Raw genomic sequence first — 26,373 nt, 5'->3', positions numbered from 1 at the left:
ATGGACACGATGACCGTAAGCCATGGCCCAGTCACTCAGACAGACACGCCGGAGCCAGATCCCCTGTGGTACAAAGACGCGGTCATCTACCAACTTCATATCAAATCGTTCTTCGATGCCAATGGCGATGGTATTGGCGACTTCACGGGCTTGCGCCAAAAGCTCGATCACATTGAAGCGCTGGGTGCCAATACGATCTGGCTGCTGCCGTTTTTCCCTTCGCCACGTCGTGACGACGGATATGATATCGCCGACTACACCAATATCAGCTCGGACTACGGCACGACGGAAGAATTCAAAGCCTTCGTCGAAGCGGCACACAAACGCGGTCTTCGCGTGATCATCGAGCTCGTCATCAATCACACGTCCGACCAGCACCCATGGTTCCAGCGAGCCCGCTTGGCACCTCCTGGCTCTCCGGAGCGGGAGTTCTATGTCTGGTCGGATACGGATCAGAAATTCCCGGAAACGCGCATCATCTTTCTCGACACTGAGAAGTCCAACTGGACTTGGGACGCGGTGGCTGGCGCGTACTATTGGCACCGGTTCTACTCCCACCAGCCCGACCTCAATTTCGATAATCCGCTGGTCTTGGAGGAACTTTTGGGCGTGATGCGGTTCTGGCTTGAAACCGGCATCGATGGCTTCCGGCTCGATGCCATCCCTTATCTCGTCGAGAGAGAAGGCACGATCAACGAGAATCTTCCGGAGACGCATGCGATCCTGAAGAAGATCCGGTCCGCTCTCGATGCGACACATCCAGGCAAGATGCTGCTTGCCGAAGCCAATCAGTGGCCGGAGGATACGCGCGAATACTTCGGGGACGGCGACGAGTGCCATATGGCATTCCACTTCCCGCTGATGCCGCGCATGTATATGGCGATCGCCAAGGAAGATCGCTTCCCTATCACCGACATCATGCGGCAGACGCCGGAAATCCCGGAGAATTGCCAGTGGGCAATCTTTCTTCGCAATCATGACGAGCTGACGCTCGAAATGGTGACTGATGAAGAGCGCGACTATCTCTGGAACATCTATGCCGCCGACCGCCGCGCCCGCATTAATCTCGGCATCCGGCGCCGTCTTTCACCGCTCATGGAGCGCGACCGCCGCCGCGTCGAATTGATGAACGCCCTGTTGCTCTCCATGCCAGGTACACCAGTGATCTATTATGGCGACGAGATCGGAATGGGCGACAATATCTATCTTGGCGACCGCGATGGTGTGCGCACGCCGATGCAGTGGTCTCCGGACCGCAACGGCGGTTTCTCCAGAGCCGACCCGGCACGGCTCGTGCTGCCGCCGATCATGGATCCTCTTTACGGCTACGAGGCCGTGAACGTCGAGGCGCAAGCAGCCGACGCGCACTCGTTGTTCAACTGGACGCGACACATGCTCGCCTTGCGCAACAGGCACATGGCCTTCGGACGCGGCACCTTGAGGTTCCTGGCGCCTGGAAACCGCAAGATCCTGGCATACTTGCGTGAATACGATAACGAGACGATCCTTTGTGTCGGCAACCTTTCCCGGCTGCCGCAGGCGGTCGAACTCGATCTCGCGCAGTTCGACGGCCGTGTGCCGATTGAGCTGACGGGCATGTCTCCTTTCCCGCCAATTGGTCAGCTCACCTACCTGCTCACGCTTCCGCCATACGGGTTCTTCTGGTTCAAGCTCGCTCAGGACGCAGATGGCCCTACCTGGCGCACCGAGCCTCCGGAGCAGTTGCAGGACATGGTGACCATGGTGGTGCGACGCAATCTGCAGGAATTGGTGGACGAGCCACCGCTTTCGCGGACCCTCTCGAACGAGGTGCTGCCGGGCTATCTCGCCAAGCGGCGCTGGTTCGGCGGAAAGGGCGAGTCGTTAAGGCGTGCCTGCCTTGTTGCAGCGACGCCACTTCCTTTCGCCGGCAATCTTCTCTTGGGAGAACTGGAGGTAGAACTCGACGGACACATCGACACGTATCTCCTGCCGCTCGCGGTTTCGTGGGACGACAGCCAGCCGACTGCGCTTGCGCAGCAACTTGCCTTTGCCCGCCTCCGTCAAAGCCGCCGCGTGGGGTTTTTAACCGACGGTTTTGCGATGGAGGGTCTCGCACGCGGCGTCGTCCGCGGGCTCTGCGAACATGCAGTCATCTCCGGCCGCACCGGCAGACTGGAATTCCTCGGGACCGAGCAGCTGGACTGCATCCACGTCACCGACGACATGCCGGTGCGGTGGATCTCAGCCGAGCAATCCAACAGTTCCCTGATCATCGGTGACATGGCGATGGTAAAGCTCATCCGCCATATCTTCCCAGGCACCCATCCCGAGGTGGAAATGACCCGTCACCTCACCAAAGTTGGGTACAAAAATACGGCGCAGCTGCTCGGCGAAGTCGCGCGCATTGCCCCGGATGGCAGCAGGTACACGTTCATCATCGTGCAAGCGGCCATTCGCAATCAAGGCGATGGCTGGGACTGGATGCTCAGCAATCTTCGCCGCTCGATCGATGAGATACTGGTTACCGGCGTTGACGAGGAAACGATGGACGAGCATTTCAAGCCGCTCGTCGACTTTGTTGCCGCAGCCGGCAAACGCCTCGGCGAATTGCATGCGGCGCTGGCGCAGCCAACCGATGATGAGGCTTTCAAACCGGTCAGGATGTCCAACGCGGATGCCGAAGCACTGGGAAACGCCGTCAAGGAACAAATCAAGGCCAGCCTCGCCATTCTCGAGGAAACCCGTGACAGCCTGGCTCCGGCTGTCGCTCAACAGGTCGGCCCGCTCATCGAAGAACGCGAGGACCTGTTGAAAGCAGCCAGCCATCTTGCCAAGGCTGCAGCTGGTACCCTCATGATCCGCAATCACGGCGACTTTCATCTTGGCCAGATCCTGGTCTCGGAGGGTGATGCCTACATCATCGACTTTGAGGGCGAGCCCACCCGAGATCTGGCCCAACGTTGCGCCAAGACCAATCCGCTGCGAGACGTCGCAGGGCTCCTGAGATCGCTCAGCTACATGGCGGCGTCGGCAGATCTTGACATGGACGTCGTGAGCCAGGTGGACAGCGAGAGGAATGCGGCGCTCGTGGCACGCTTTATCGAAATGGCCGAAGCAGCATTCCTCCAAGCCTATTTCGATGCAATCGACAACGCACGAGACCTCAGAATTCCGGCACATTCGCGCGGTCGCATCGTCGATCTGTTCCTGTTGGAGAAGGCGGCCTATGAGATCGCCTATGAGGCCCATAACCGTCCCAATTGGCTAGCCCTACCGGTTGCCGGTTTGTCGGCCATCGCATCCAGGCTGTTGGAGAACGTCGCATGAGACACGAGCGCGCAGACCTGATGATTGGCACCGTCCAAGAGGCTCTTCAGGATCTCGTCGAGGGCCGCCACGGCGACCCCTTTTCAATTCTTGGACCTCATCAGTACGGCGATCTTACCGTCATAAGAGCCCTGTTGCCGGCTGCGATTTCCGTGGATGTGGTGGAGGTTGGCACCAATCGCGTGCTGACGCGGCTGGAAACGATACATGCGGGCGGGCTCTTTGCTGGGGCGATCGCCAGCCCGACCAGGTACCTCCTTCGCATCAACTGGCCCGATGCCATGCAGGAGACCGAGGATCCCTACGCGCTCGGCCTGCTGCTCGGCGACCTTGACCTGCATCTGATCGCTCAGGGGACCCACTATGATCTCGGCCGCACACTCGGTGCCATTCCAATGGAAATTGATGGCGTCCATGGCGTGCGTTTTGCCGTATGGGCACCGAATGCCCAGCGCGTGTCCGTTATCGGCGACTTCAATTCATGGGATGGAAGACGCCATCCGATGCGGCTGAGGCCCCAGGCAGGCGTGTGGGAGCTTTTCATCCCCCGCCTCACGCATGGCGAGCGCTATAAGTTCGAACTGATAGACGCTCATGGCAATCTCCTGCCGCAAAAGGCAGACCCGGTTGCCCGTGCCAGTGAAGCCGCACCCTCGACGGCCTCGATCGTCGCCTCCTCGAAACCTTTCCGCTGGAGCGACGAGGATTGGATGCGCGCGCGCCGTACGGACCGAGCTCTCGACGGTGCTATCTCGATCTACGAGGTGCACCTTGGGTCCTGGCTCAGGATCACCGAGGAGGAAAACCGGGCGCTCGATTGGGTTGAACTTAGCCAACGGCTGGTTCCTTATGCCCGAGACCTCGGCTTCACGCATATCGAACTGCTGCCGATCATGGAACATCCATTCGGCGGCTCCTGGGGCTATCAGCCGCTTGGCCTCTTCGCGCCGACCGGTCGACATGGCACGCCAGACGATTTCGCCTATTTCGTGGACCGCTGCCATGCCGCAGGCATCGGAATCATTCTCGATTGGGTGCCAGCCCATTTCCCCACCGATATCTGGGGGCTCGCCCGCTTCGACGGGACCGCACTTTATGAACACGAAGACTTGCGGGAGGGGTTTCACAAGGACTGGAACACTTTGATCTACAATCTCGGCCGCAACGAGGTGAAAGGTTTCCTGATTGCCAGCGCACTCGAATGGGTGGAGCACTACCACGTGGATGGGCTGCGCGTCGACGCGGTCGCCTCAATGCTCTACCGCGACTACAGCCGCAACGAGGGCGAGTGGATACCCAACGAGTACGGCGGCCGCGAGAACTTCGAGGCAGTCGAATTCTTGAAACACCTGAACGGCATCATCCATCACCGCTGCCCCCACGCCTTCACGGTCGCGGAAGAGTCGACCGCCTGGCCCGGCGTCTCGAAGAGACTGGAGGAGGGTGGCCTCGGTTTCGATTTCAAGTGGAACATGGGGTGGATGCACGACACGCTGCATTACATGCAGGACGATCCGGTCTATCGCAAATATCACCACTCGGCGATGACCTTCGGCATGATCTACGCCTATTCCGAACGCTTCATCCTGCCACTCTCCCATGACGAGGTGGTGCACGGCAAAGGCTCGCTCTTCGGCAAGATGCCGGGCGACCACTGGCAGAAGCTCGCCAACCTACGCGCCTACTACGGCTTCATGTGGGGGCATCCGGGCAAGAAGCTGCTGTTCATGGGCGGCGAAATCGCCCAAGAGAGCGAATGGAGCCATGACGGCTCCGTACATTGGGATCTGCTCGACCGGCCGGATCATGCGGGCGTGCAGCGCCTGATCCGCGACCTGAACAGTCTCTACACGCGAGAGCCCGCATTGCAGTTCGGCGACCTGGATTCCACGGGCTTCGAATGGGTGGTTGCGGATGATGTGGAAAATTCGGTCTATGGTATGCTTCGCAGTGCGCACGACCGCTCCTCGCATGTCCTGATCATGTCCAATCTCACGCCGGTGCCAAGGAAGGATTACCGCGTTGGGGTGCCGGCGGGAGGCCGCTGGGAGGTGATGCTCAACACTGATGCCGCTGTCTATGGAGGAGCCGATTTCGGCCAGATCGAAGCATGGGCTGAACCCCAGCAGACGCATGCCAAGGAGTTCTCGATCCCGCTCACGCTCCCGCCGCTTGCGACGGTTTTCCTGCGATGGAAGGTTTAGGCGTCATTCGTCGCCCGACAGCTAGCGGTGATTTCGAGATCCTTTACGGCGCTCTCGATCCAATGGCCCGAAATTGACGGTTCTGGGAGCGCCGCCGCGTTTCTTATGATTGCAAAGACGTAAGTTGTCCCCGCAAGTTGGTTTCGTCCCTTGTGCCAAGGGGCGGTCATCAAAGGCGGATGTCTCGCTGTGAGCGGATCTCGGTCACGGGCTTGGTCGTGTCGACCAGGGATTCCGGGCCGACCGGCCGTGTTACGAGTTCCGGGTGACTGATGATGTCAGCCGTCGAAAGCGCATCGAAATTGAGCTCGGTCTTCCTGGCGAGCTCCGGCAGCGACACCTGGTAGATGCGGAACGGATCGAGATCCAATCTTTCAAGATCGTCCAGAAGTTTCTCCTGAGAAAGGACGAATGCGGCGCAACGCAAACTGTCGTCCTTGCCGCGGTAGGCGATCATCTTCCAGAAAGAGCGCGGGATCAGTGCGTTACGATACTCGATGTCCTCGCTTCCGAAAACTGGACCCCCGAATACCGACAGCTTGAAGTCCTTGAGGTCGGCCTGATCGAAAACGAGGTTCTCCAGTTCACCCCAAAGCCCTTTTCGAGAGGACTGATTGAAGCGTTCGTGCTGGGGAGCAATGTTGGTGAAGTAGAATGAATCGCGGTTGGCTTGATCTGCCTCCGGTACCGGTCCCCAGCAGACATCCGCCCGCCGGGCGATATGGCCCCGGTCGACGCGGTTATCGACGTAGAGATCGTCGCCTAACTGATACTTGGCCTCGATCCTGGGGTCGACGGAAAATCCGCGTCGCGGAAGTGCCACCAACCGGGATCCGTCGATGTTCCAGGCGACATAGCGCGCCATGCGGCGTTTTGCGCTGAGGCAGACCGAAAAATGCGTGTATGGGATCGTCTGAGCGCGCTCGAAATTGACGGCATCACGCTTCTGGGCCGTAGACAGGTCGGGCTCGGGAACGGCTGTTCCAAGGAAGCTCGCATCGTAACCACTACGGGGAACAACGACTTCCATCCCGGCGCTCGCATCAGTTGCCGCGCCCTTCGGCTCGAGGACGAAGTCGAGCTTCTTCTGAACGGAGCCTGGATAGCAGGCGAGGGCGTGCTCGTCGCTCGTCCTGTCGGTTTCACCGGCGAAGTGAAGGCCCGCAAATATGTCGGTCGCCTTGCCCCTGTCGAAGATGAGCCAAGCGGACCCGGAATCCCCGCCTTTGCTTATTTCTCCGTCTGCGGGAAGGTTCTGGGGATCGGGACCGATTTCGAAGCAGCCGATCGCCTGCTCCCCAGCCGGAATCCCATAGTCGATCTTCGCCATGACGTCGACGCGGCGCACGATGCCTCTCGTGATCGCCGTCGTACGTCCCGATTTGATCACTTTGTCGCCAAGTGCAACGCGCGCCATTCGGGTCGGTACGACGTCGAGCTCATAGACCGAGCGGTCGTAGCCACGTTGGCTGATCCTTGCAAGCGCGCAGTCACCGGCCGCGCCGAGATGGCTGCGCAGAAGGCTGCCTGCGACATTGAGCGCAACGTTGTTGTCGTCGTAGGGGCCCGGCTGCACGATCGTGTCGCCAACCTTTCCGGCGTTGCCATTGAGGACGTGCCAGTTGGAGAGGACACAAGGCGCACCTGTCGTGCGGTCGAAGACGATCAGGCCGAGCGTGCCGGCGGTCTCGGAGGGATGAGCGATGCTGACGCCCGGCCGGATCGGGTCGATCCTCTTTCGGCGCAGATCAACCTGTTCCTCCGCAACGATTTCGAAGGAAGGGCGATAGTCGCGCTGCAGGACATCGGTCGGGACCATCTCGCCCTCGACCTCGATTGCTTCCGGAATGCGGCGGCTCCCAAGTGCCTCGATTGCGGAGTCACCCTTCGTGCCCACCGTGAACTGCAGGCAGATTGGACCGTCTCCATTCTTCAGTCCGATGCCCACGGATGTGACGTTCGGGTCCTGCAGATAATCGGCGCCTTTGGCACGAATATGCCGGCGCAATGCCTCTTCGGAAATTCCACCGGTGGATTGCCGTGTTCCGCGCGTCGCCTTGCGTGCCATGATTTGTCTCCCAGTGGGTGTTTCAGTTGATATGGCGTTCCGCCAAGATCACTCCTAATCGCGCAGAACGTCGTAGAAGTTGCGTACGACCTTGCAGGAACCGAGTTTTCGCACGATCGCTTCCATCTCGCGGATGTCTTCGTCGTCCTGTTCGTGCCCGGCATGACCGTGCCCGCGTCCGCCCATCGCTTCGCGACGGACTGAAGCAGTGAGGGCTTCTGGTGCGCCGTGCGTCCAGCCGTCTTCGAGCTTGCCGGTCCAGGTTCCTATCCAGGCAATTTCGCTCACTCTATTGGCCGTGGCCCAACGGTCGATGCAGGAATTTACCCATCCATGCAGGTACCAGAAGATCGGATTGACGTGGCTCGAATAGGTGTCGCCTAAATAGTCGTAACTGGCCGCGTCCCATTTGGGATCGATGTCGCGTGTGTCCTCGAAGTTGGGCGAAGGCATGTAGCCGATCGGCACGCTGGCCCAGCGCATATGCAGATTGTTATGAATGGTCATTTCGAGCAGATTACCCAACGCTCCGAGCGACAGCTGCGCGAGGTTGGCGGGGTTCGTATAAAATGACTCCCATGTCGCGATCGTGTCGCGAAAGTAAGCGTCTGATTTGACGCGCTGAAGCCTTGCAGTCATAGCCGCGTTCGTCGCAGCGCTCTCCGAGGGGTCGTTATAGGTCCAGGCCGGAGGAAGCGCAAAGTCGGGGTGTTCACCCGGCTTTGGGATGGAGCGCCAGGATGTGAGCGGCTGCTCTCCCAACTGCTCGAGGAGTTCACCGACTTCCTTGATCATCTGCCGATGCATATAGAGGAAGTCCTCCCCAGAATGATTGTCCAGGATGAGCTTTCTCTCGGCATCTAGAGGCACCCGGTCATTGGGTGGGGCCCAACCCTTGTCCCTGATGAAGGCTTTGACCTCATCGGTAAGCTGAGGATTGTTCCAGGCACCGCGCACGGCATGCCATAGAAAATGGCGCAGGCGGTGACGTCTCGAGGCAAGCATCTCGATGATCTGTGAAGGCAAAACCCGAATTGCCATTAGGCCCCCGGACAAGACATAGGTTGGTCTGCACGAGAATATTATACTGGTGTGACGGCCAGCCGCTGGGTCGAGGCCGCTAATTCGCACGTCGTCGAGCCTGCTCTTGCGAGATTTTGAAAGGCGTCGAGCTCGACGATATTCTCGGATTGATCGCGTGAGTTTTCGGCAAAATACAACCGAAAGTCAAGTCTCTCGTTTAAAACGCTGCCAACCCTTGCAGGATATCATCGCCGGGGCGGTGACTGCCTCACCCCGTCCGCAGAGATCATTAATGCTCGGTGTGATCGGTCCTGATCGCGTTCGTGCATTTCGGAAGGTCGCCAATCAGCATTCCAAACGGCGCAGACAGGATCGGGACCGTTCAATGTCCAGCTGTTTTGCCGGCTCGCGCAATACCGCCCGCTGACCAACTACTTGCGTCGTTGCCTCGACGCTAAGACGTCACATCGCAGCAAACCGCTTCTTTGACGTTTAGGTCTTTAGTCGTTGATCGGGCTCGCGCGGGATGGTGTCTCGATCGCCGTATTCGCCTCTTGTTGAAGGCGCATCGCCCTCAGCCGAGCGGTCTTCTCATTCCTGGCTGTCACGACCGGGTCGATTTTCGAGCTCTCTTGCGTGCGGGAGAGAAATTGTGTCTGCGTCAATCCGAATGCCGCTTCCGCGCGTTCGCGGCTTTTGCTCATGGGTTCATTCATAGATGGCTTCCTAGTTTTATGGGGTTCATTTTCATGGCTGTTTTGGTACTGGCAACAGGCTTAACTACACTTCGCTCAGGCAAGGTCGACCGACATTCACGTTAGAGGCTGTGTCCGTGACGCAGCGATGAAGTGCGTGCTTCTGGCAGAGCTGCTATTTTGAAATCCGCCCACTTCAGGACGATCGATCTTTTCGGTGTTCGGGCTCTGTTGGGAAAAGATCCCGCTATCGTGAATCGCGTGCTGTGCGAGATCGCCGGGGGTTAGCGCGGTTGATCATTGGCACTTGCATCCTTCGCCTGGGCCGCTTCAAGTTCCTGTGGCGACACTCGCAGGCGCTGCCTGGTGCCAACGCGTGTTGCAATCGCGGGTATCTCAAGTTGGGTGTTGGTTCTCCTGAAGGCGGAGAACGATAGGCCTTCGATCGCTTCCTCATCAATAACCAGCCGATACGTTCCCGCTTCGAGGGGAACCATTAACGAACTGAGAACGAAGGGATGGGCGAAAGTTATTTCAGTTTCTGTCGTACGTTCCATATGGGTGACTCTCGCAAGGGGCTTTTATGCTGTCCGGCAGCGATGGCACCAACCGAGGCTGATGCGTGTAGGCCAATCTCAAAATAGCTACTCCTACCAGAGGACGCCCTTGAACGTGACATAAACAATGAACGCCACACTGATTGCCGGTGTCGATTTGATCAGAAGGTCCACATAGCGAAACCGCGCGGCGGCTCGCATCAGATTATTCTTCGGGTAGATACTGGTGGAGGCGGAAGACATCTTGTCCTCCTTTGTTGGGGCTGGAACGCTGTTGACGTCCGCACCCGGCAGCGCCCGTTTCAGATGCTGCCGATGCCACAGATATGGGGAGTCTGCCTGTGAATTGCAACGTGCTAAATATTGCGACTTCATCGCCCCGAGCCGATGAGCCTATTCCGTTTTTGAATTCGCTGGCGGACGCCCGGTTGAGCGCTTCAATTGGCTTCACGTTGAAGAAGAGTTTGAAGAGCTTTGATCGCCGAACGGCCTATGATGTAAGCACCGCATGAGTGAGTCATTTAAACGCGAGGCCGAATTGTCACCGAAAGCCGCCCATGAGACGCACCAACTCGGTATAGTTGCGCGAACGCTCGACGAACGCCTGGATGCAACTGGACCGCATTGTTCGGTCCGTCCCACTGAAGGGCACTGGCGCATCTATTTGAATGACGCGCCCATGGAGGGAACGTTTGAGACATCTCGAAAGGCGTTGGCGGCCGCCCGTCACTACAAGGCGGATATGCAACACAGAATTGCCGACGAATTCTTCAAGACGACAGGGCTCTCTGCCGATCAGTGGTCGCTGAATGCCCATGCGCTGGTCAACAGGGTCGATCCGGCAGAATTTGTTGTCTTCTATCGTCGGAGCTATATGGCGCACATCGGCTGCCATGCACTACCTTCACGCAAGACGATCCAGGAAGCGATCAAGCTCATCAATACGACGTTCCACCTTCCCGGTCCCATGCTTTTCGCTCTGGAGCAGGTCTATGGCGAGCAAGGCAAGCGCTTCGGTCCGGGAGCCGTCAACTGGTCGCTGTTCAACATCTTGCAAGAGAAGGGCTTTATCAGCTTCGACGAACGCGAGGAAGACAGGCACGTCCATTTGACGGCGGCCGGTCGAGCCGCCCTCACTCGTGATCCTCGAGGACTTTCACTCGAGCTCCGGGAAATCATCTTCGCGGGGGCGTTGTCCGAAGAGCGCCAGTTGCGGTCTGTGTGGAACAACCTCATCGGATCCGGCATCTCAGGACAAGTGAATGCGCAAGGACTTCGCGCAGCCTTTGCCAATGGCTACGAACTTCGTGTGGAAGATGGCTCTGATGAAGGCAAGGACATCATTCTTCGCGCTAGCGGTACGGAGCCGGACGGGACGCCGATCACCGATCTCATGGTTGCGTCCTTTCCAAGTCAGTGGGAACCATTCAAGGTCGCCTCGAAAGGTTTGGCAGAGGCGATCGTGCGGCAGCAGTCGATGCTGAAACGGCCGCCTTCCGCACCGGGAACAGCAGGCTGATCTTCTTTGTGCTGTAGACTGCCTGCGGGCAGGCCAGTCAGCTCCTTCGGTGCGTTGCGCAGCAGCCCAAGCATCCTGGGTCCGCGCTCCCCACCTCGTCTTGATTAAGCGCGTGTATTCGTGATAGCTTAAATACTCTTTCGCGCCGATGAGGGCCGTCCTTACGCGCCGGGGCATGCGATGAGGTTTGTCAGCACAGCCTGTCTGGGATTTTTTTTCGGCATCTCGTTTGCGTGGGCCGGGACGCTCCATGACGCGGCCAAAGATGGAGATATTGAGCGCGCAAAGCAAGCGATAGACCAGCGTGCAGACATTGGCGAACCAAATGAAGCCGGCGAGCCGCCGTTGATCATCGCCGCTCTTAGTGGCCACAAAGATGTCGTCGTGCTTCTGGTCGAAAAAGGCGGCGACGTAAATATTCGAAATAAAGGCGGATTAACCGCGTTGCATGCCGCAGCCTACGGTGGCCATCTCGATATTGTCGAGGTCCTAGTGTCGAAGGGTGCGCGGGTCAATGACGAAAAGAACTTCTACCACATGTCGCCGCTGCACGCCGCGGCCGAAGAAGGTCACGCAGATGTCGTCGCCTTCTTACTGGCAAGCAAGGCCGACATCGAAGCGAAGGAACGCAACGGCTATACGCCGCTGACGCAAGCCGGGTGGCGCTCCCACTGGGATGTGGCCGGGTTGTTGTTGAAGGCGGGCGCCGTGTGTCAGCAAGCCGATCTGGTGGGCGACTGGCTTTACGCCGAATGCACCAAACGGAAATAGGGCTGCCTGCTGCCACACAAGAAAGGAAAGATCATGTCATATCGACGGAACGCAGGGTTTGCCTCCATTATCGCCGGCGTCGCAATCGCATTCGCCATTGCTCCTCAAGTGATGGCCGAAGATACTGTGAATACGGGATATTTCGGAGACGTCGCAATCAAGGGTTATGATCCGGTGGCGTACTTTACCGATAACAAGGCCATAGAGGGATCGCCCGCCTACGCGCATCAGTGGTTGGGCGCAGAGTGGCATTTCGCAAGTGCCAAGAATCGCGATCTCTTTATCGCCGATCCGGGCAAGTATGCCCCTCAGTATGGCGGCTATTGCGCAGACGGCGTCTCGTTCGGCACGGTTACGACCAACATCGATCCCCAGGCGTGGCGGATAATCGACGGGAAGCTCTATCTTAGCTACGATCCTGGCGCTGCCGATGGTTTCGAGAAAAAGCCGACCAAGGTTGTCGATTCCCAGAAGCACTGGTCGGAGGTTCAAAGCACGCTGATCTCCGATAAAATGAAAAAGGATTGGCAACACATGCCGGCCGAATGAGAATCACGGCGCGGGTGAGAAGAATTTCAGCGCCTGCGGGGTGACGTGGACATACTGCGAGCCAGCATGTCCTGCGTCCCGGTTTCTGTAGATGCTTCCGCAGACCATGCGATCCAGAAAGTATCCGCTAAATCTCTCGCAAAGCCTGTTTCCCTGCACCTCTACGGTTCCGGTAATGTTCGTATTGGCGCTCCGATATGCCGTATTACCCGCCTTGTCGAAGAACTGGACAAAAGCCGTTCCGTTCTTGTGCTTTCCGAGCCAGGTCTTATCGCTGATGAGGGCACGCAGCCCGTCGCCGTCGACCTGATCTGCCTGCTCGCCCACGAATCCGAAGGGCCACTCTGGAAGACCTGCCGATCGCAGACCTGCGAGGTGATGCGTCAGGTCATCCGTGCGCCAATAGTCGTAAAGATAACTGTAGTACGTCAGATTGCTTTCGGGGAACTGCGCCAGAAGCCTTGCCTTCGCCTGACCAGTGCGAACTCGATCTCCCTCAAAGCTATAGGCCGCCGTAAGGTATTCCTGTCCCGCCTCCGCGTTAGGCAGGGCGTTACTCGCGGCCTCTATCAGCGGGATTGCGCGACTATTGTCCCGCGCGGTGTAGAACACAATGCCTGCCAGCAACCGAAAGCTCGCAGATGGTGACGGATCGAGTCGCAACGCCCTTTCTATTTCCGCGACGGCCTCATCGTGGTTTCCCGTATGGGCAAGAATCAACGCCAGGTTACCTGCGGCCTCCGCGCTATTTGGTTGCGCCTCGACGGCCCGATCCGCGGACTCGCGCGCTTCCGCTTGCCTTCCGTCGACAAATTGAAGAAGCGCAAGAACGGTGTGAGCGCGCGCATTGTCGGGGTCCAGCTTGAGCGCTTGCCCAGCCGCGTCATAAGCGATTTTGCGTGCAACCGCTGCCGACCATAGAAAATTGTAGTCGTTCCGCCAGACGTCGACTGCCACGCGCGCGATCCCCGCATGCGCATCAGCAAAATTGGGATCGAGACCGATCGCCTTCTGGTAGTACGACAGCGTTCGACGATAGGTGTCCACGTCGCCGTAAATTAATCCTTCGTGTTCTGCTCTCATATAATAGTCATAGGCTTCAAGATTATCGCTAGGGATCCGCTCGATCTGACTGCGCTCCCCCTCGCTGAGTTGCACCTCAAGCGCGGATATGATCTTGCCGGTCACGTCGTCCTGAACCGCGAACAGATCGGCAAACTGACGGTCATAGCGCTCGGCCCACATGGAAAGCCCGGTCAGCGCGTCGATGAGTTTGACATTGATGCGCAACCTCGATCCGGCCCGCTGCAGCGTGCCTTCGAGCACATAGTGCACCCCCAATTCAGCCGCCACGTCTTGTATTTTGGCTGCGCCGCTTTTCATGGCGAATACCGAGTGTCTGGCAATGACAAAGAGACCTGATACCTTGGACAGTTCGGTAATCAGGTCGTCCGTCAAGCCTTCTGCTAGGTGATCTTGCTCCGAATCGCCGCTGACATTTATAAACGGCAAGACTGCCACTGACGGTTTTTCGGGAAGGGGATAGGCGAAGCGTTCGACGACTTTCGGCGCCTTGTCGAAATCCCATAGCTGCCACCGATAGACCGCAGCGCCGGAGACGATCAGTAAGACGACAGCTATGGCGGCGAGGCCGCGCGGCGAAAGTCTTAACCGACGGGATTGTGAGCGAACAACACTCGGATCGCACACAACCCGATATACGCGTATAGGTTCCGCGATGCTTCGGACCTTCTGTTTCCCGAGCGAGGCATAACCGACGTTCACTTTCGATTTTACCTGATCATATGTCGTGCCGGAAATTGCAATGCCGCCCGGCTCTGCCAGCGTCTGCATACGATCGGCGATATTGACCCCATCCCCGTGAATGTCTTCGCCTTCGACAATAACGTCACCAAGATTGACACCGATACGAAACTCAAGCCGGCTCGCTACGTCAACGGAGGCATTCCGCAATGCCTTCTCGCGCTGTATTTCCGTAGCGCACTGCAGCGCGTTGACTACACTATGAAATTCGACGAGAAGCCCGTCACCCATCGTCTTGACCAAACGGCCGTGATGCTCAGCGATCTTGGGGAGAATGACCTCGTTCAGATCCGCTTGAAAGTAATGGCGAGTTGCCTCTTCGTCGATCTGGCTTAGACGGCTGTATCCAGCGACGTCAGCGATCAGAATTGCAGCAAGACGACGCTCCATATCGCTCCTCGCGGCACCGCGATGATTAACCGATACCATACAGCAGGTTAAGGGGGGAAGCCATGACGCTTCACGATATCCCTCCTTTGGCGGTGCTCGTGACCGTACAATTTCTAGGCATTCATCCGCTAGGTGCGCGGGCTACGCCGTTGTAGTTGGGGCGACGGGACCAATGTTCGACTGGCCACGTTGACGCCGCAGTCGTAGTTTCTAGATTTCTCTGGACGGAGGCATCTATGACCAAACAGCAGGATTCTGAATTCAGATTGATGTCGGAAGCAGTCCAGGCCTGGTACCGCTTCTACGAAGCGCCACCTGACGATAGAGCCTCCCGCGTCCTCCGCACCGCGGCGATCGACTTGTACAACGAAGGATACAAGACAGCGGAAGACATCGCGTTCGTTCTCATCGGAACATATGTCGGCATCTGTTCGACGAAGATAAACGCCCCGACTTCGGCATCGGTACACTAGCAGTTCCGCCGGTAGGCTATCTGCACCCTCGACAGCTAGCTCGCCGCATTGAAGACGAGGTGGCGGCGTACAGGGCATTCCGACGGGCGCTCCTAAGCCTGGGGAGATAAGGGCCATCCCTTCGGAGAGGGCTGTGACTCTTCAGCCAGGCGAGGAGCGAAGCACCCGCCGATATGTCCATCCGCCAAGCTTCACTCCCGAAGACGTCGCCAAAGGTATCTCCGCCATGTCCCCATCGGCTCGAAGATAACTGGAGCCCGACGGAAAACATCCGAACTCCGGAGCACGATGCGCAACATGATGACTGCCCGCGTCACCGGAGGACGCAATGACAACGCCTCAGGTCGAACGTAGGACCACAGCCGTCTTGGGTTACACGGCACTATCGCGCCAGCAAAAAAGACTGTGACGCCTCCCCATGAGCCCGACGTATGTGGCAGCAACGTTCTCAAGAGATGCGGATGCGGCGTGTCACCTGGCCATTGCTTTCCCAGTATGTGTGCTTTTTGGCGATCAAGGGATCGTCCATTGCCGGTTGAATCTGCCCAGTGGTACTGATCGCGCGTGAGGTCACAGTGTGTTCTCCAGGAGAGGGATTTGCCCAATCCAAGGACCAAATTTTCCAAGCGTGTTCGGCTTCCTCACTGTGATCAATGATCGCTGGTTTCCATGGCGTTTGATCGATTTGTACTTCGACCCGGTCAATCGGTGCCCCCCAGGCCGCGCCGATAATGCGGTAACCTGAATCTGTCCGGGTGACTTTGGCGGGTGCGGACTTTATCAGGGCTCGGCCGACGGAAGTCTCAGCCCAGACTGTCTCCCCGTTGTGCTCTTCCTCCCGGATGGTGACATAGTCGCGGGCCATCAGCAGGCTCATAAAACGGGTGTCGCGAACCTCGATGGCCTTCAGCCACTTGACGTTGGCGATGCCGTACCAGCCCGGAGCAATCAGCCGCAGCGGGAAACCATTGGGCGTCGGCAGGGTCGCGCCGTTCATTTCATAGCAGAGTAGATTGCCGGGGCTCATTGCATCGGCGAGCGACATGCTACGAGCGAAGTTCTGTTGCATCTTGATGTCGCGTATTTCGACGTCGCCTCTGTCGGTACCGAAGAAGACAACCTCGATGCCATTATCAAGGACGCCGGCTTCCTGCAGAATCGGCGCAAGCGGCGTGCCTGCCCAGCGGGCATTGCCGATGCCGCCCGTGAAAAATGGGAAACCGTGGTTGCCCGAGCATTCCACTGTAAAAACGACCTCCTGTCGCGGTCGCGCCTTGATGTCAGCAAGCGTCAATTTTAACGGCTTCTTGACCAGGCCACCGATATCGAGGGACCACGTTTTCTCGTCAATCGTCGGTCGATCGAAATGCGCGATGCTGAAGAACTTGTCATTTGGAGTTATGAAGGTATCCAAATCTTCCCAGACGAGCTGCGTCTGGATAACGGCCGGATTAGGATTTTCCGTCGGCTGATCGAGCCACGGAATAACCTTCTCGCCCGTCTGCGTCGGAAAAGCGCTGACCCTCGAAGCGTAAAGACCCGCGATTGCGGCGAGAACCGCACTTCCTTGAACGATAAATTCCCTGCGTTGAAGATCAGGCATGTTCTTCCCTCCCGGATGCCATCCGGAACGGGCTGCAATGCGCCTTAGGCCGTAGCCTAAAGAACGGATATGCGCACGATGTTTACCCCACCCGGAAATGCCCCCGAACGAAGTCAAGCGTCAGCTTCGCATATCAAACATGCAGCGCCGGACGACTTTTACTTTGCCTCAGATCGTTAATATGCGCGACTGCGAAACAATAGTCCATAGTTGTGAACCGAGTATTCTGACGGCAACTCTGGATAATCGGCCGCTCTGGGCTGATATTGTTGATTTAGGCGGCGGTTGCTGGCTTGGGTCGTCGTGGTTCACTCTCGTTACTGCCTCGAGAGGAGAGCGCAACCATGGCAGACACGTTCAATCCGCGACTAAATCAACAATATCGGCCAAATGCTGCCGCTGCGCTGAGGCGTTGCTGTGCTACCTAGCTCCCAACCATCTGTGGACCAATCGGCACCCGATACGGGCTGACGCGACATACGTTGGCGAATCTGGCCTGATCCAAACCTCGTTGATTCTGCGTCCTCTCCGGCCTGAGGCCCGACTGTTTCGATTTGGGAAAGGAATTCCCGCTCCCTCGATATACTATAAGAGGCGTCCACCTGTGCGAACGGGATAAGCCATCAACAGAACTCCCTGTAACCCGAAGCTCCTCCGGAGGATCTGGTTCATTCTCCAAGACCTCAAGCGCCGCGCCGGCTTGCTTGCCTCCTTCGGATATCGCCTTGGTCCGATAAAAGTCGACTGCGGAAGACGGACCAGTCCTGCTTGCTTCGCCGTGCGTTTGGCGCATCTTTCGAAGGCGCTGGATGTCGGTTTCTGATGCCGTCACGCAACCGGGTAGCGCATCGCGAAACATGATGGGCTGCTGGTCGCGCGGAACGCGATGTCGGCCACGTGACATCGGGTGCTTGGGCGAGCCGTCCCTGTTCTTGCCGAGGCAGATCAGGCTGACGGCGTGAAGACGGGCACGCGCAATGAACCATTCGTCGCGGCCGAGGTGGTCGCCGCCGTTGCCCCACGCGACGAGGAACGGCGTACCCTGATGGCAGGCAAAGGTGAATGCGGCCTCAATGAATTCGCGGTTCTTCGGCCCGACGCACGCGGTCTGCGCCATCATCTCACTCGGGTGCGACGCGCGGAAGGCATTGAGGTTGACGACGCTCAGACCGCCATAGCCCCAGAGCTTTGCGAAATAAATCAGTTCGCGCAGCGTCGGATCGTCGGTCTCGTCGTCGGCGGTGGACGGATTGAGCATGCAGACGACCAGGAGGCGCTTTCGAGCATCCCAGATGCGGCGCAGCTCGTAGCGGTAGCACCTGCAGTCGGAGATGACGGCGCTCTTCTGTACGGAAGATCCAACAAGATTGGTCTGCATCAGCATATCCCCATCGTAATCAAGATATAGAACTCGTCGAGCCCCGTCGTAGGTTCGCCGTGCCGACGATTGTATCGCGCCGTGTACCAGTGGCTGCAGGTCAACGGAGAGTGAGCATGCCGACGCGCGGACGAAAGGTGCCGAATCTAGGGGCGCGGCCCACCTGGCATGCACGACGCTGGGTCATATCGCCGGAACCTAGGAAGTCGGCATTTCCCTCCTTGCGCCTACATCTGAAATGGCCGCGATTCACGAGTTGGCGAAGGCCGGCAGCCGGATCATGTCGCCAGACGGTCTCGCGCCGGTATGGGACAAGACTGCCTGATAGGAAGAGGGCGGCGACTTCCCTCCGCAGCATAGCTTTCTTCGAGCTGCGTCGGGAAGACCGCGTCCGGGATTGGCGTGTATTCCATGAAGACGACGGCAGAGTTCGAGCCGACAGCGATGTCGCAAACGAGCCTCTTGTGGTTATCGAAGTCGCAGGCAATCCAAACGCCGATGATTGTCGACTATCTGCGTCAGCTTGCCCAGGCGGCAGGCGCTGCCAATCCGGAACAGCTTGCCGAGGAACTAGCGCTCTTGAAGAAGGGGCCATCGTCACTGCGCAGGTTCGCAACATGCCAACGCTGCACTGCGCGCAAAGGATATGGCGCGTATACTCATCGACGAGGCTTGTGGCTTGGACGCCGGTACCGGTGGCAGGCAACCGGCATGAGACCGCTAGGTAGCACTATCGTGAAAATACGATGTCTAGGGTCTCCTCTGGCGATCGGAGCCATCAATACAAGTGGCTTTATGGCAACATCGAAATTGCTGTTGATCGAGAACGCTCGTTAGTTCCCATGCCCTATCTCGCGGTCCCGAACGAACGAAAGATCTCGCAGAAAGCACGGGGATGCACGGCGCCGCCGTCAGCCCCGCGGCAGCCTCCCCAAAGGGAACCTATTGCCGGCGCGGTTCCCGCAGTAGGAACACTTCAATCTCTGGGCGATATTGGCAACGGGCATGCGTTTTCCCAACAGCCGGCCAAATTCCCACCGATCGATTGGCGCGCTATTCAGGCATGAGGGGGCAGACGGCCGCAAGGACAAACATTTCCGGCAGCGATGCGAGTGTCTCGTGTTCCAGATTGACGGCATGGTTGGCAGCTGACGTCAGATCGATGCTCCGACGGAGGCGCATGTCTATCTCCGTTCGAGCATAGGTTTCCAGCCGCGCGTCATGCCACGGCTCATGGCACTTTCAGTCAAGACAAGCTGCTGACGCAGATGGCGGATGTCCTCGAGCAGGGTAGCGATCGTCGCATTAACGTCATCGTCGTGCCACGCCAGCGCGGCCTGTACTTCAAAATTGACGTCTTCCTTTGTCATTGCAAATCCAGACTTAGTTGCTGGCCCTTCAGTGCGGGCAAGGGGCGGCCGATCTCGATCTTTCCGAAAACGCGCTTGCGGCGTTCGGCGTCGCGTTCCCGCTCCGCTCGGCTGGCCGCGACCGCTGCTAAAGCATTCGCAATGACTTGCTCGGTGTGAGTCATGAGAACCTCCATCGTTTGTTCCTATTTTGTTCTCATTAATGGGAAAGTCAAGACCCCCGGCCAGCCGCTCCACCGTGAGACGCACGCCGTTCACGGTGCTGGATTCTACGAAGACTCCTAATACGGATGTTGCGGCGCCTGCCGACGCCGCAATGGTCGAATTCAGCGAGGCATGATTCCCGGCTGATCGGCAGGAAATTTGGTAACCTCGGCAGGGCTGACATTCAGGTGTTGCGCGCGTGAGCCAGGACGACAGGCCAACCTCCTGATATTCCGCGACCTTGAAGACTGCGACGAGCTGCAGATCCGTCCTTCCGGTGTTCTCGATAATATGGCCCTGGCTTCGCTTCACGTATCCGATGTCGCCTGGCCGGAAGTCTGCGGTCTGGCTGCGCGGGCCGGCATCGAACACCGTCATGCGGCCTTCGCCCTTGATCCAGTACTGCCATTCGTCGGCATTCGGATGCCAATGCATTTCGCGCACAGCTCCAGGCTTGATGGTCTCGATCGCGGCGGCAATGGTCTTGGAAACCTTGAAGCTACTGCTGTCGGCAAGCTGGATCGTGCCGGATGCGTTCTGCTTCAGTGGTGCGGATGCCGTCAGCTTGTAGGTAAAGGGATAGGGAGGCAGGCCGGCCCCGGCGACGGCCTCCTGATCGGCCGACAGCGGACCGGGCTCCTTGCCCTGGAAGATCCAGAGATCCTGCAACGGGATGTTTTTGAAGGTATCCTGCGGGACGCCGAAATTCTTGGCCAGCAGCTCCGACGAGGTATGGGCCAGCCAGTCGGTCAAAAGCAGCGTGCCATATTCGGACTGATCGCCTTCGTCGAAGACGATGACAAATTCGCAACCATCAGGTCCGAGCCCCTGCAGCGAATGCGGAAATCCCGCTGGAAAATACCAGAGATCGCCAGCTTCGACATCCTGCACATAGGCGCGTCCCAGGGTATCGAGAACCGTGACGCGGCACCGCCCGTTCGTCATGATCGCCCACTCGGCTGCGCGATGCCAGTGCATCTCGCGAATGCCACCAGGACCGAGGCGCATGTTGACGCCGGAGACGGCGTCCGAGATCGCAAAGTCCGCCTTGGTGACCTGACGCGCCCAGCCACCATTCTGGATGCGCTTGGCAGCATTGTTGAACGATCCCCAGAATAGCTGCATGTCACCCACATCAGTTGCCGGCGGGCTTTGGAACGACGGGAACTGCTCGTTGATGGCGGGGTTTTTCGGGCCGGGATCCGAGAGGCCGGCCGGATTGGCATTGATAGCGCCCTCGGCTGGCTGATCGGGATTGCCAAAGCTGGCTGCGTGGGCAGCACCTGCCGCGAGCGCCGTGCCTCCCATTGCTCCGAGGGCAAGGACTGTGCGTCTTGATAGCGGTTCCATGGCTGTGACTCCTTTGAGTTGGACGGGAATGGGCTATTCTGCCCGAGCCTGTGTGCCAGAAATTTCAGTTTGTTTTCGGCCGACGAACTCACTCAGCTTCTCGAGGTAGAGGTAGACGACGGGGGTGGTGTAGAGCGTCATGACCTGGCTGATCAGCAGGCCGCCGACCATCGCGTAGCCGAGCGGCTGGCGAAGCTCCGAGCCGGTGCCGTGGCCGATCATCAGCGGTACACCGGCAAGAAGGGCCGCACACGTCGTCATGATGATCGGGCGGAAGCGCAGGAGACAGGCCTGCCGGATCGCATCCTCCGCCGACAGTCCCTCTTCGCGCTGGGCGGCAATGGCGAAGTCGACGATCATGATGCCGTTCTTCTTCACGATGCCGATCAGGAGAATGACGCCGATCAGGGCGATGACGGTAAAATCAAAGCCGAACAGCCAAAGCATCGCCAGCGCGCCGAGACCGGCCGAGGGAAGGGTGGACAATATGGTCAGCGGATGGACATAGCTCTCGTATAATACGCCGAGGATCAGATAGATCACGGCTATTGCGGCAAGCACCAGCAGGGGCTCGCTCGCCAGTGAGCTCTGATAGGCCTGGGCATTGCCCTGGAAGCTGCCGATCAGGGTTGCCGGCGTGCCCATATCCGTTTCGGCCTGGCCGATGGCCGCCACCGCCTGGCTGAGCGCCACGCCTTTGGCGAGATTGAAGGAAAGCGTGACGGAGGCAAACTGGCTCTGGTGATTGACGGCCAGAATCGCGGTCGGCTCGGTCGTCTGCTTGACCAGCTGATTGAGCGGTACCTGTTCGCCAGTCAGCGGCGACTTGATGTAGAGGCCGTTGGTCGCCAGCGGCGAATTCTGGAACTCCGGAGCAAGTTCAAGCACGACATGGTAGCTGTTCAGGTCCGTGAAATACTGCGTGACCTGGCGCTGACCGAAAGCGTCGTAGAGCGTGTTGTCGATCGTCTGCGGCGCGATGCCGAAGCGCGATGCCTGGTCGCGGTCGATCGTGAGCGTCACGGTCGCTCCGCCATTCTGCTGGTCTGTCGCAACGTCGGTGAGCTCAGGCAACGTCTTGAACCTGGCAAGCAGCCTGTTTGCCCAGTCGTCCAGCTCCTGCGCGTCGCCATCCTGCAGCGTGTACTGGAACTGCGTGGCTGCGCTCCGTCCGCCAACATTAATGTCCTGGGACGGCTGCAGGAAGAGCCGAGCGCCCTGCATCTGCGCCAGCTTCGGCCGCAGCCTGTTGATGATCTCGCTGGCCGAGGCGTCGCGTTCGTCTCTGGGCTTCAGCGTGACAAACATGCGGCCGGTGTTGACTGTCTGGCCCGAGCCACCACCGACCCCCATGGCGATAGACGCCACGCCGGGATCGCTGGCGACGATATTGCCGGCTTCGACCTGAAGGCGCGCCATTTCGGCAAACGAGATGTCCTGCGAGGCCTCGAGGAGGCCCGTGATCAGACCGGTATCCTGGATCGGGAAAAAGCCCTTCGGAATGTTGATGAAGAGGAGCCCGGTGACCGCCAGCGAGCCTAGGAAGGCAATCATCGTCAGGCGGTGGTGGCGCAGCGCCACGTCCAGCGTGCGGCGATAACCGGCAAGAAGGAGGTCGAATGCATGCTCGAATGCACCATAGAGTTTTCCATGGCCGGACGCCGCCTCAGGCTTCAGGAACCGGGCGGCCATCATCGGCGTGATGGTCAGGGAAACGAGCGCGGAGATACCGATCGTCATCGACACGGTGATGGCGAACTCGCGGAACAGCTTGCCGACGATTCCACCCATTAGGAGCAGCGGAATGAAGACAGCGACCAGCGAGATACTGATCGAAATGATGGTGAAGCCGATTTCGCGCGCACCATCGATTGCCGCCTGCTTGGGCGTCTTGCCCATCTCCATATGGCGATGAATGTTTTCGACCATAACGATCGCATCGTCGACGACGAAGCCGACGGCAATGCTCAGCCCCATCAGAGACAGGTTATCGAGGCTGAAGCCGGCGACATACATCAAAGCAAGGGTTGCCAGCAGCGCCAGCGGCACTGTGACGCTGGGAATGACCGTTGCCCACAGATTGCGCAGGAAGATGAAGATGACCATCACGACGAGCGCGATCGTGATGGTCAGCGTGGTTTCAACGTCGAATACTGAGGCACGGATCGTCACCGTCCGGTCAGAGAGGATGGACAGGTGAATGGCCGCAGGCGCGATCGCCTGAAGCTGCGGCAACGTCGCCTTGATCTGATCGACTGTGTCTATGACATTGGCGCCCGGCAGCTTGAAGATCGGCAGCAGGATCGCGGGTTTGCCATTCGCCCAGGCGGCGAGCTGGGTGTTCTCCGGTCCGTCGATTGCCTGACCAATATCGCTGATGCGCACCGGCGCGCCGTCCCGATAGGCGATGATCGCGTCGTTCCATGGTACAGCGTTCAGCAACTGGTCGTTATCGTAGATCGTGTAGGTGCGCTGGGCTCCCTGCACGCTGCCTTTCGGTGCGTTCGTTGTGAGGCCGGTAACGGCGGTCCTGATGTCTTCGAGCGACAACCCCATATTTGCGATCTTTTGCGGGTCAATCTGAAGGCGCACGGCGGGCTTCTGCTGGCCGAGGATCAGGACTTGCGAAACGCCGCTGAGCTGGCTTATGTGCTGGGCCAGAACGCTCTCGGCATAATCGTCGACCTGGGTGAGCGGCAGCGTATCCGATGTCAGTGCCAGTACCATGACGGGCGGGTCGGCCGGATTGACCTTGCGATAGGTCGGCGGCGACGGCAGTCCCGTGGGCAGCTGCCCGCCGGCGGCGTTGATCGCCGTCTGGACGTCCTGGGCGGCGCTGTCGACATTGCGCGACAGATCGAACTGGAGGGTAATGGAGCTGTTGCCGAGCGTGCTCGTCGACGTCATCTGTGTGACGCCTGGAATCTGGCCGAACTGTCGCTCCAGAGGCTGGGTGACGGACGAGGCCATCGTCTCCGGATCGGCGCCCGGAAACTGCGTGGATACCTGGATCGTCGGGAAGTCAACCTGCGGCAAAGGTGCAACAGGCAGGAGAGGATAGGCGACGACGCCGATCGCAAAGAGCGCGGCCATCAGCAGAGAGGTGGCGATCGGTCTTTGAATGAACCAAGAGGAGATGGACATCGTCCTACTCCTTCTGCGTCGCGCTGGATGAAGACTGCTGCACGGAGACATGCGTGCCCGCATCGAGCCGATACTGACCGGCAGTTACAACCTGCTCGTTGCCGGTCACCCGGGCGTAACCTTGCGAAAGGCAGCGTTGCCGTTGCCGTCGACAACGTACACGAAGAAGCCATCCGCGCCGCGCTGCAGTGCCGACGACGGGATTGTGATCGCCTGATGAAGTGTCTTCTGCTTGACTCGCAGCAACACGAACTGTCCTGGCCACAGCGCATCGTCCCCGTTCTCAAAAGTGGACTTAATGCGGATGGTGCCGCTGTTTTGGTCGATCACGTTGTCGATCAGGGAAAGCATGCCGGTCGCGAGCGTCCTGGATCGATCCATCGACAGCGCGATGACCTCCACTGGACCCGACTTCATAGCATCCCGCACGGCGCTCAGATCATCTTCCCGAAGCGTCGACATCACCGAGATCGGTTGCGTCTGCGTGATCGTCACGATCGGGGTGGTGTCTGTGGTGTGAACCTGATTTCCCATGTCGACCCGACGGATACCGGTGCGTCCATCAATCGGCGACCTGATCTCGGTATAGGATAGCGAGATATCCGCAGCCTCTTTGGCCGCCTGGTCTTCGGCAAGCTGGGCCGTGACGCTTGCGACCTGGCTTTGCTGTTGCTCCACGGCCTCCTGCGTCACGATCTGCTGCTGGGAGAGCTTTTCGTCCTTGGCAAGCAGATACTGCGCATTGGCAAGATCAGCCTGGTCCTCTTTGATCTTAGCAGCAGCCTGATCGGCGGCCGCCTGATAGGGACGAGGATCAATGATGGCGAGAAGGTCACCCTTTTTGACCTCCTGTCCTTCCGTGAACTGGACGCTCTCAAGCTCGCCATCGACACGGGGCGTGATGTTGACCGTATAGTTTGCCTGTACGGTGCCGAGACCATCAAGGTAGACTGGCACCTCTTGCACTGACGGCAGGGCGACCTGCACTGGTACTGCCGGGCCGACTGCCGTGGGCGCCGCGGCAGTCGGCCCGGCAACCCAGAACGACGCTGCCGATACGCCCGCAACCACGAGGACCACGGTGGCGGCGGCCAAGGCGGGTCGCCGATGCTTTCGAGATTCGGCAGTCGTGCGGATCGTCGTCATTTCCGGGCTCCGGACGAGGAAGATTGAACGTCGGCGTGAAGAGTGCGTCAGCGAGGCCGATCGCGGTTGGTGGCGCGCCGCTCGGCGTCATTGCGAATGCGAACGGGCAGATACTGAGGTTGCATCCAGAGACCGCCGACAGCGCACGCCGCATCGATAGTGCTCTTAAGTCGGATCGAAACTGAATTGCCGATACCGTCCAATATCTGGACGAGGACGTTTGGCTTCCTTGGGAACCTGGACATCGTGTCCTCCTGTCGTGAACGTGACGAACAGAGGCTACGACCGGAAGAGCGTGCGCACATCTATACGCAGGTCTAGTCGGATCTCGCGAAAGGTATGTGCTGGCCGGCCAGCACCGAGATATCGCGCCATCTCCCGAACGCTCGGCCGGCCTAATTGACTCGGGAAGGGGCGCACTTCTGTGCGAGGGTAGCTGATTGCAGACCGCTAAATCAGACGAAGGCGGCAGGCGGCTCTAAGATACAGGTGCCCGTCCGCCATCGCCCAGCACTTCGGCCTTCCTGACAAGCTCGGCCACCGAGCGAACTTCCATTTTCCGCATTACATTGCCGCGGTGCAGTTTCACCGTGACCTCGCTGATGCCGAGCTCATAGGCGATCTGCTTGTTCATCAGCCCCCTGACCACCGCCTCCATGACTTCGCGCTCACGCGGTGTCAGGCTTCCCGCTAGCGAGGCCACGGCTTGGCTCTGCGCATTCTGGCGTCGGCGCACTGCATCGCGCTCGATCGCCGTCGCCACCGCGTCGAGAATCTCCTGATCCTTGAAGGGCTT

The 26,373-nt window shown here is 58.8% G+C and carries 21 protein-coding genes and 1 pseudogene; 6 read left to right on the top strand and 16 right to left on the bottom strand.

Going from position 1 to position 26,373, the window contains the following annotated elements; translation table 11 throughout:
* Both treS and glgB read left to right on the top strand, forming a co-directional pair.
* Positions 1-3,309: a maltose alpha-D-glucosyltransferase gene (gene treS, locus BSG20_RS23435; protein ID WP_083539979.1), complete on the top strand. Its 3,309-nt coding sequence runs from the start codon at positions 1-3 to the stop codon at positions 3,307-3,309.
* Positions 3,306-5,513: a 1,4-alpha-glucan branching protein GlgB gene (gene glgB / locus BSG20_RS23430; RefSeq protein WP_072379121.1), complete on the top strand. Its 2,208-nt coding sequence runs from the start codon at positions 3,306-3,308 to the stop codon at positions 5,511-5,513. The genes treS and glgB overlap by 4 nt, the downstream gene beginning before the upstream one ends.
* Positions 5,514-5,682: 169 nt before the next feature.
* Here the strand turns inward: glgB and BSG20_RS23425 are convergent, their stop codons facing one another.
* The 5 genes from BSG20_RS23425 to BSG20_RS36610 form a co-directional block, all read right to left on the bottom strand.
* Positions 5,683-7,581 (bottom strand): DNA/RNA non-specific endonuclease, encoded by a 1,899-nt coding sequence (locus tag BSG20_RS23425; RefSeq protein WP_072379119.1) that lies wholly within the window; start codon positions 7,579-7,581, stop codon positions 5,683-5,685.
* Between the two features lie 54 nt (positions 7,582-7,635).
* On the bottom strand, positions 7,636-8,622 hold the full coding sequence (locus BSG20_RS23420) for a hypothetical protein (protein ID WP_072379118.1): 987 nt from the start codon (positions 8,620-8,622) through the stop codon (positions 7,636-7,638).
* A gap of 482 nt (positions 8,623-9,104) precedes the next feature.
* Positions 9,105-9,320 carry a hypothetical protein gene (locus tag BSG20_RS23415; RefSeq protein ID WP_072379116.1) on the bottom strand — a complete coding sequence of 72 codons (216 nt, stop codon included), beginning with the start codon at positions 9,318-9,320 and terminating at the stop codon, positions 9,105-9,107.
* A 263-nt stretch (positions 9,321-9,583) separates the two neighbouring features.
* Positions 9,584-9,856 carry a hypothetical protein gene (locus BSG20_RS23410; RefSeq protein ID WP_072379114.1) on the bottom strand — a complete coding sequence of 91 codons (273 nt, stop codon included), beginning with the start codon at positions 9,854-9,856 and terminating at the stop codon, positions 9,584-9,586.
* A gap of 93 nt (positions 9,857-9,949) precedes the next feature.
* Complete coding sequence (locus BSG20_RS36610; protein WP_167371595.1) at positions 9,950-10,099, bottom strand: hypothetical protein; 150 nt, start codon at positions 10,097-10,099, stop codon at positions 9,950-9,952.
* 265 nt (positions 10,100-10,364) lie between these two features.
* On the opposite strand from BSG20_RS36610, the gene BSG20_RS23405 reads away from it, so the two are divergent.
* From BSG20_RS23405 to BSG20_RS23395, 3 genes are all read left to right on the top strand, one after another.
* The gene (locus BSG20_RS23405) at positions 10,365-11,375 is read left to right on the top strand and encodes a hypothetical protein (RefSeq protein WP_210216956.1); all 1,011 of its coding nucleotides are present in this window, start codon (positions 10,365-10,367) and stop codon (positions 11,373-11,375) included.
* A gap of 180 nt (positions 11,376-11,555) precedes the next feature.
* Complete coding sequence (locus BSG20_RS23400; protein ID WP_072379110.1) at positions 11,556-12,146, top strand: ankyrin repeat domain-containing protein; 591 nt, start codon at positions 11,556-11,558, stop codon at positions 12,144-12,146.
* A 111-nt stretch (positions 12,147-12,257) separates the two neighbouring features.
* Entirely contained in the window at positions 12,258-12,695 is a 438-nt protein-coding gene (locus BSG20_RS23395) for a YHS domain-containing (seleno)protein (protein ID WP_244541401.1), read from the top strand.
* A gap of 3 nt (positions 12,696-12,698) precedes the next feature.
* Here the strand turns inward: BSG20_RS23395 and BSG20_RS23390 are convergent, their stop codons facing one another.
* Positions 12,699-14,909, bottom strand: a complete 2,211-nt coding sequence (locus BSG20_RS23390) for an adenylate/guanylate cyclase domain-containing protein (protein WP_072379106.1) — start codon at positions 14,907-14,909, stop codon at positions 12,699-12,701.
* A 236-nt stretch (positions 14,910-15,145) separates the two neighbouring features.
* Between BSG20_RS23390 and BSG20_RS23385 the strand changes: the two genes are divergently transcribed.
* On the top strand, positions 15,146-15,382 hold the full coding sequence (locus BSG20_RS23385; protein ID WP_072379104.1) for a hypothetical protein: 237 nt from the start codon (positions 15,146-15,148) through the stop codon (positions 15,380-15,382).
* A gap of 448 nt (positions 15,383-15,830) precedes the next feature.
* Here the strand turns inward: BSG20_RS23385 and BSG20_RS23380 are convergent, their stop codons facing one another.
* From BSG20_RS23380 to BSG20_RS23335, 10 genes and pseudogenes are all read right to left on the bottom strand, one after another.
* Positions 15,831-16,985, bottom strand: coding sequence for a sulfite oxidase (locus tag BSG20_RS23380; protein WP_072379103.1), 1,155 nt, complete (start codon positions 16,983-16,985; stop codon positions 15,831-15,833).
* A 424-nt stretch (positions 16,986-17,409) separates the two neighbouring features.
* Positions 17,410-18,363 (bottom strand): DUF1643 domain-containing protein, encoded by a 954-nt coding sequence (locus BSG20_RS37680; protein ID WP_244541398.1) that lies wholly within the window; start codon positions 18,361-18,363, stop codon positions 17,410-17,412.
* Positions 18,364-18,641: 278 nt separating this feature from the next.
* Entirely contained in the window at positions 18,642-18,851 is a 210-nt protein-coding gene (locus tag BSG20_RS38900; protein WP_420884125.1) for an alpha/beta hydrolase family protein, read from the bottom strand.
* Positions 18,852-19,416: 565 nt separating this feature from the next.
* Positions 19,417-19,545 (bottom strand): hypothetical protein, encoded by a 129-nt coding sequence (locus BSG20_RS38450; RefSeq protein WP_280142205.1) that lies wholly within the window; start codon positions 19,543-19,545, stop codon positions 19,417-19,419.
* A 2-nt stretch (positions 19,546-19,547) separates the two neighbouring features.
* Positions 19,548-19,733, bottom strand: coding sequence for a hypothetical protein (locus tag BSG20_RS23360; RefSeq protein WP_072379099.1), 186 nt, complete (start codon positions 19,731-19,733; stop codon positions 19,548-19,550).
* 326 nt (positions 19,734-20,059) lie between these two features.
* Positions 20,060-21,287, bottom strand: a pseudogene (locus tag BSG20_RS23350) (cupin domain-containing protein).
* A gap of 33 nt (positions 21,288-21,320) precedes the next feature.
* The gene (locus BSG20_RS23345; RefSeq protein ID WP_072379095.1) at positions 21,321-24,431 is read right to left on the bottom strand and encodes an efflux RND transporter permease subunit; all 3,111 of its coding nucleotides are present in this window, start codon (positions 24,429-24,431) and stop codon (positions 21,321-21,323) included.
* Positions 24,432-24,536: 105 nt separating this feature from the next.
* Positions 24,537-25,577 (bottom strand): efflux RND transporter periplasmic adaptor subunit, encoded by a 1,041-nt coding sequence (locus BSG20_RS23340; protein ID WP_244541397.1) that lies wholly within the window; start codon positions 25,575-25,577, stop codon positions 24,537-24,539.
* Positions 25,578-25,624: 47 nt separating this feature from the next.
* Positions 25,625-25,822 (bottom strand): hypothetical protein, encoded by a 198-nt coding sequence (locus tag BSG20_RS35760; RefSeq protein ID WP_072379093.1) that lies wholly within the window; start codon positions 25,820-25,822, stop codon positions 25,625-25,627.
* A 233-nt stretch (positions 25,823-26,055) separates the two neighbouring features.
* A partial coding sequence (locus BSG20_RS23335; RefSeq protein WP_244551820.1) for a response regulator transcription factor occupies positions 26,056-26,373 on the bottom strand: 318 nt, incomplete at its 5' end.

Source organism: Rhizobium tibeticum, assembly GCF_900110205.1.
GTDB classification, from domain to species: domain Bacteria; phylum Pseudomonadota; class Alphaproteobacteria; order Rhizobiales; family Rhizobiaceae; genus Rhizobium; species Rhizobium tibeticum.
Note: the sequence above shows the minus strand (reverse complement) of the source record. Positions and strands in the feature narration are given on the sequence as shown.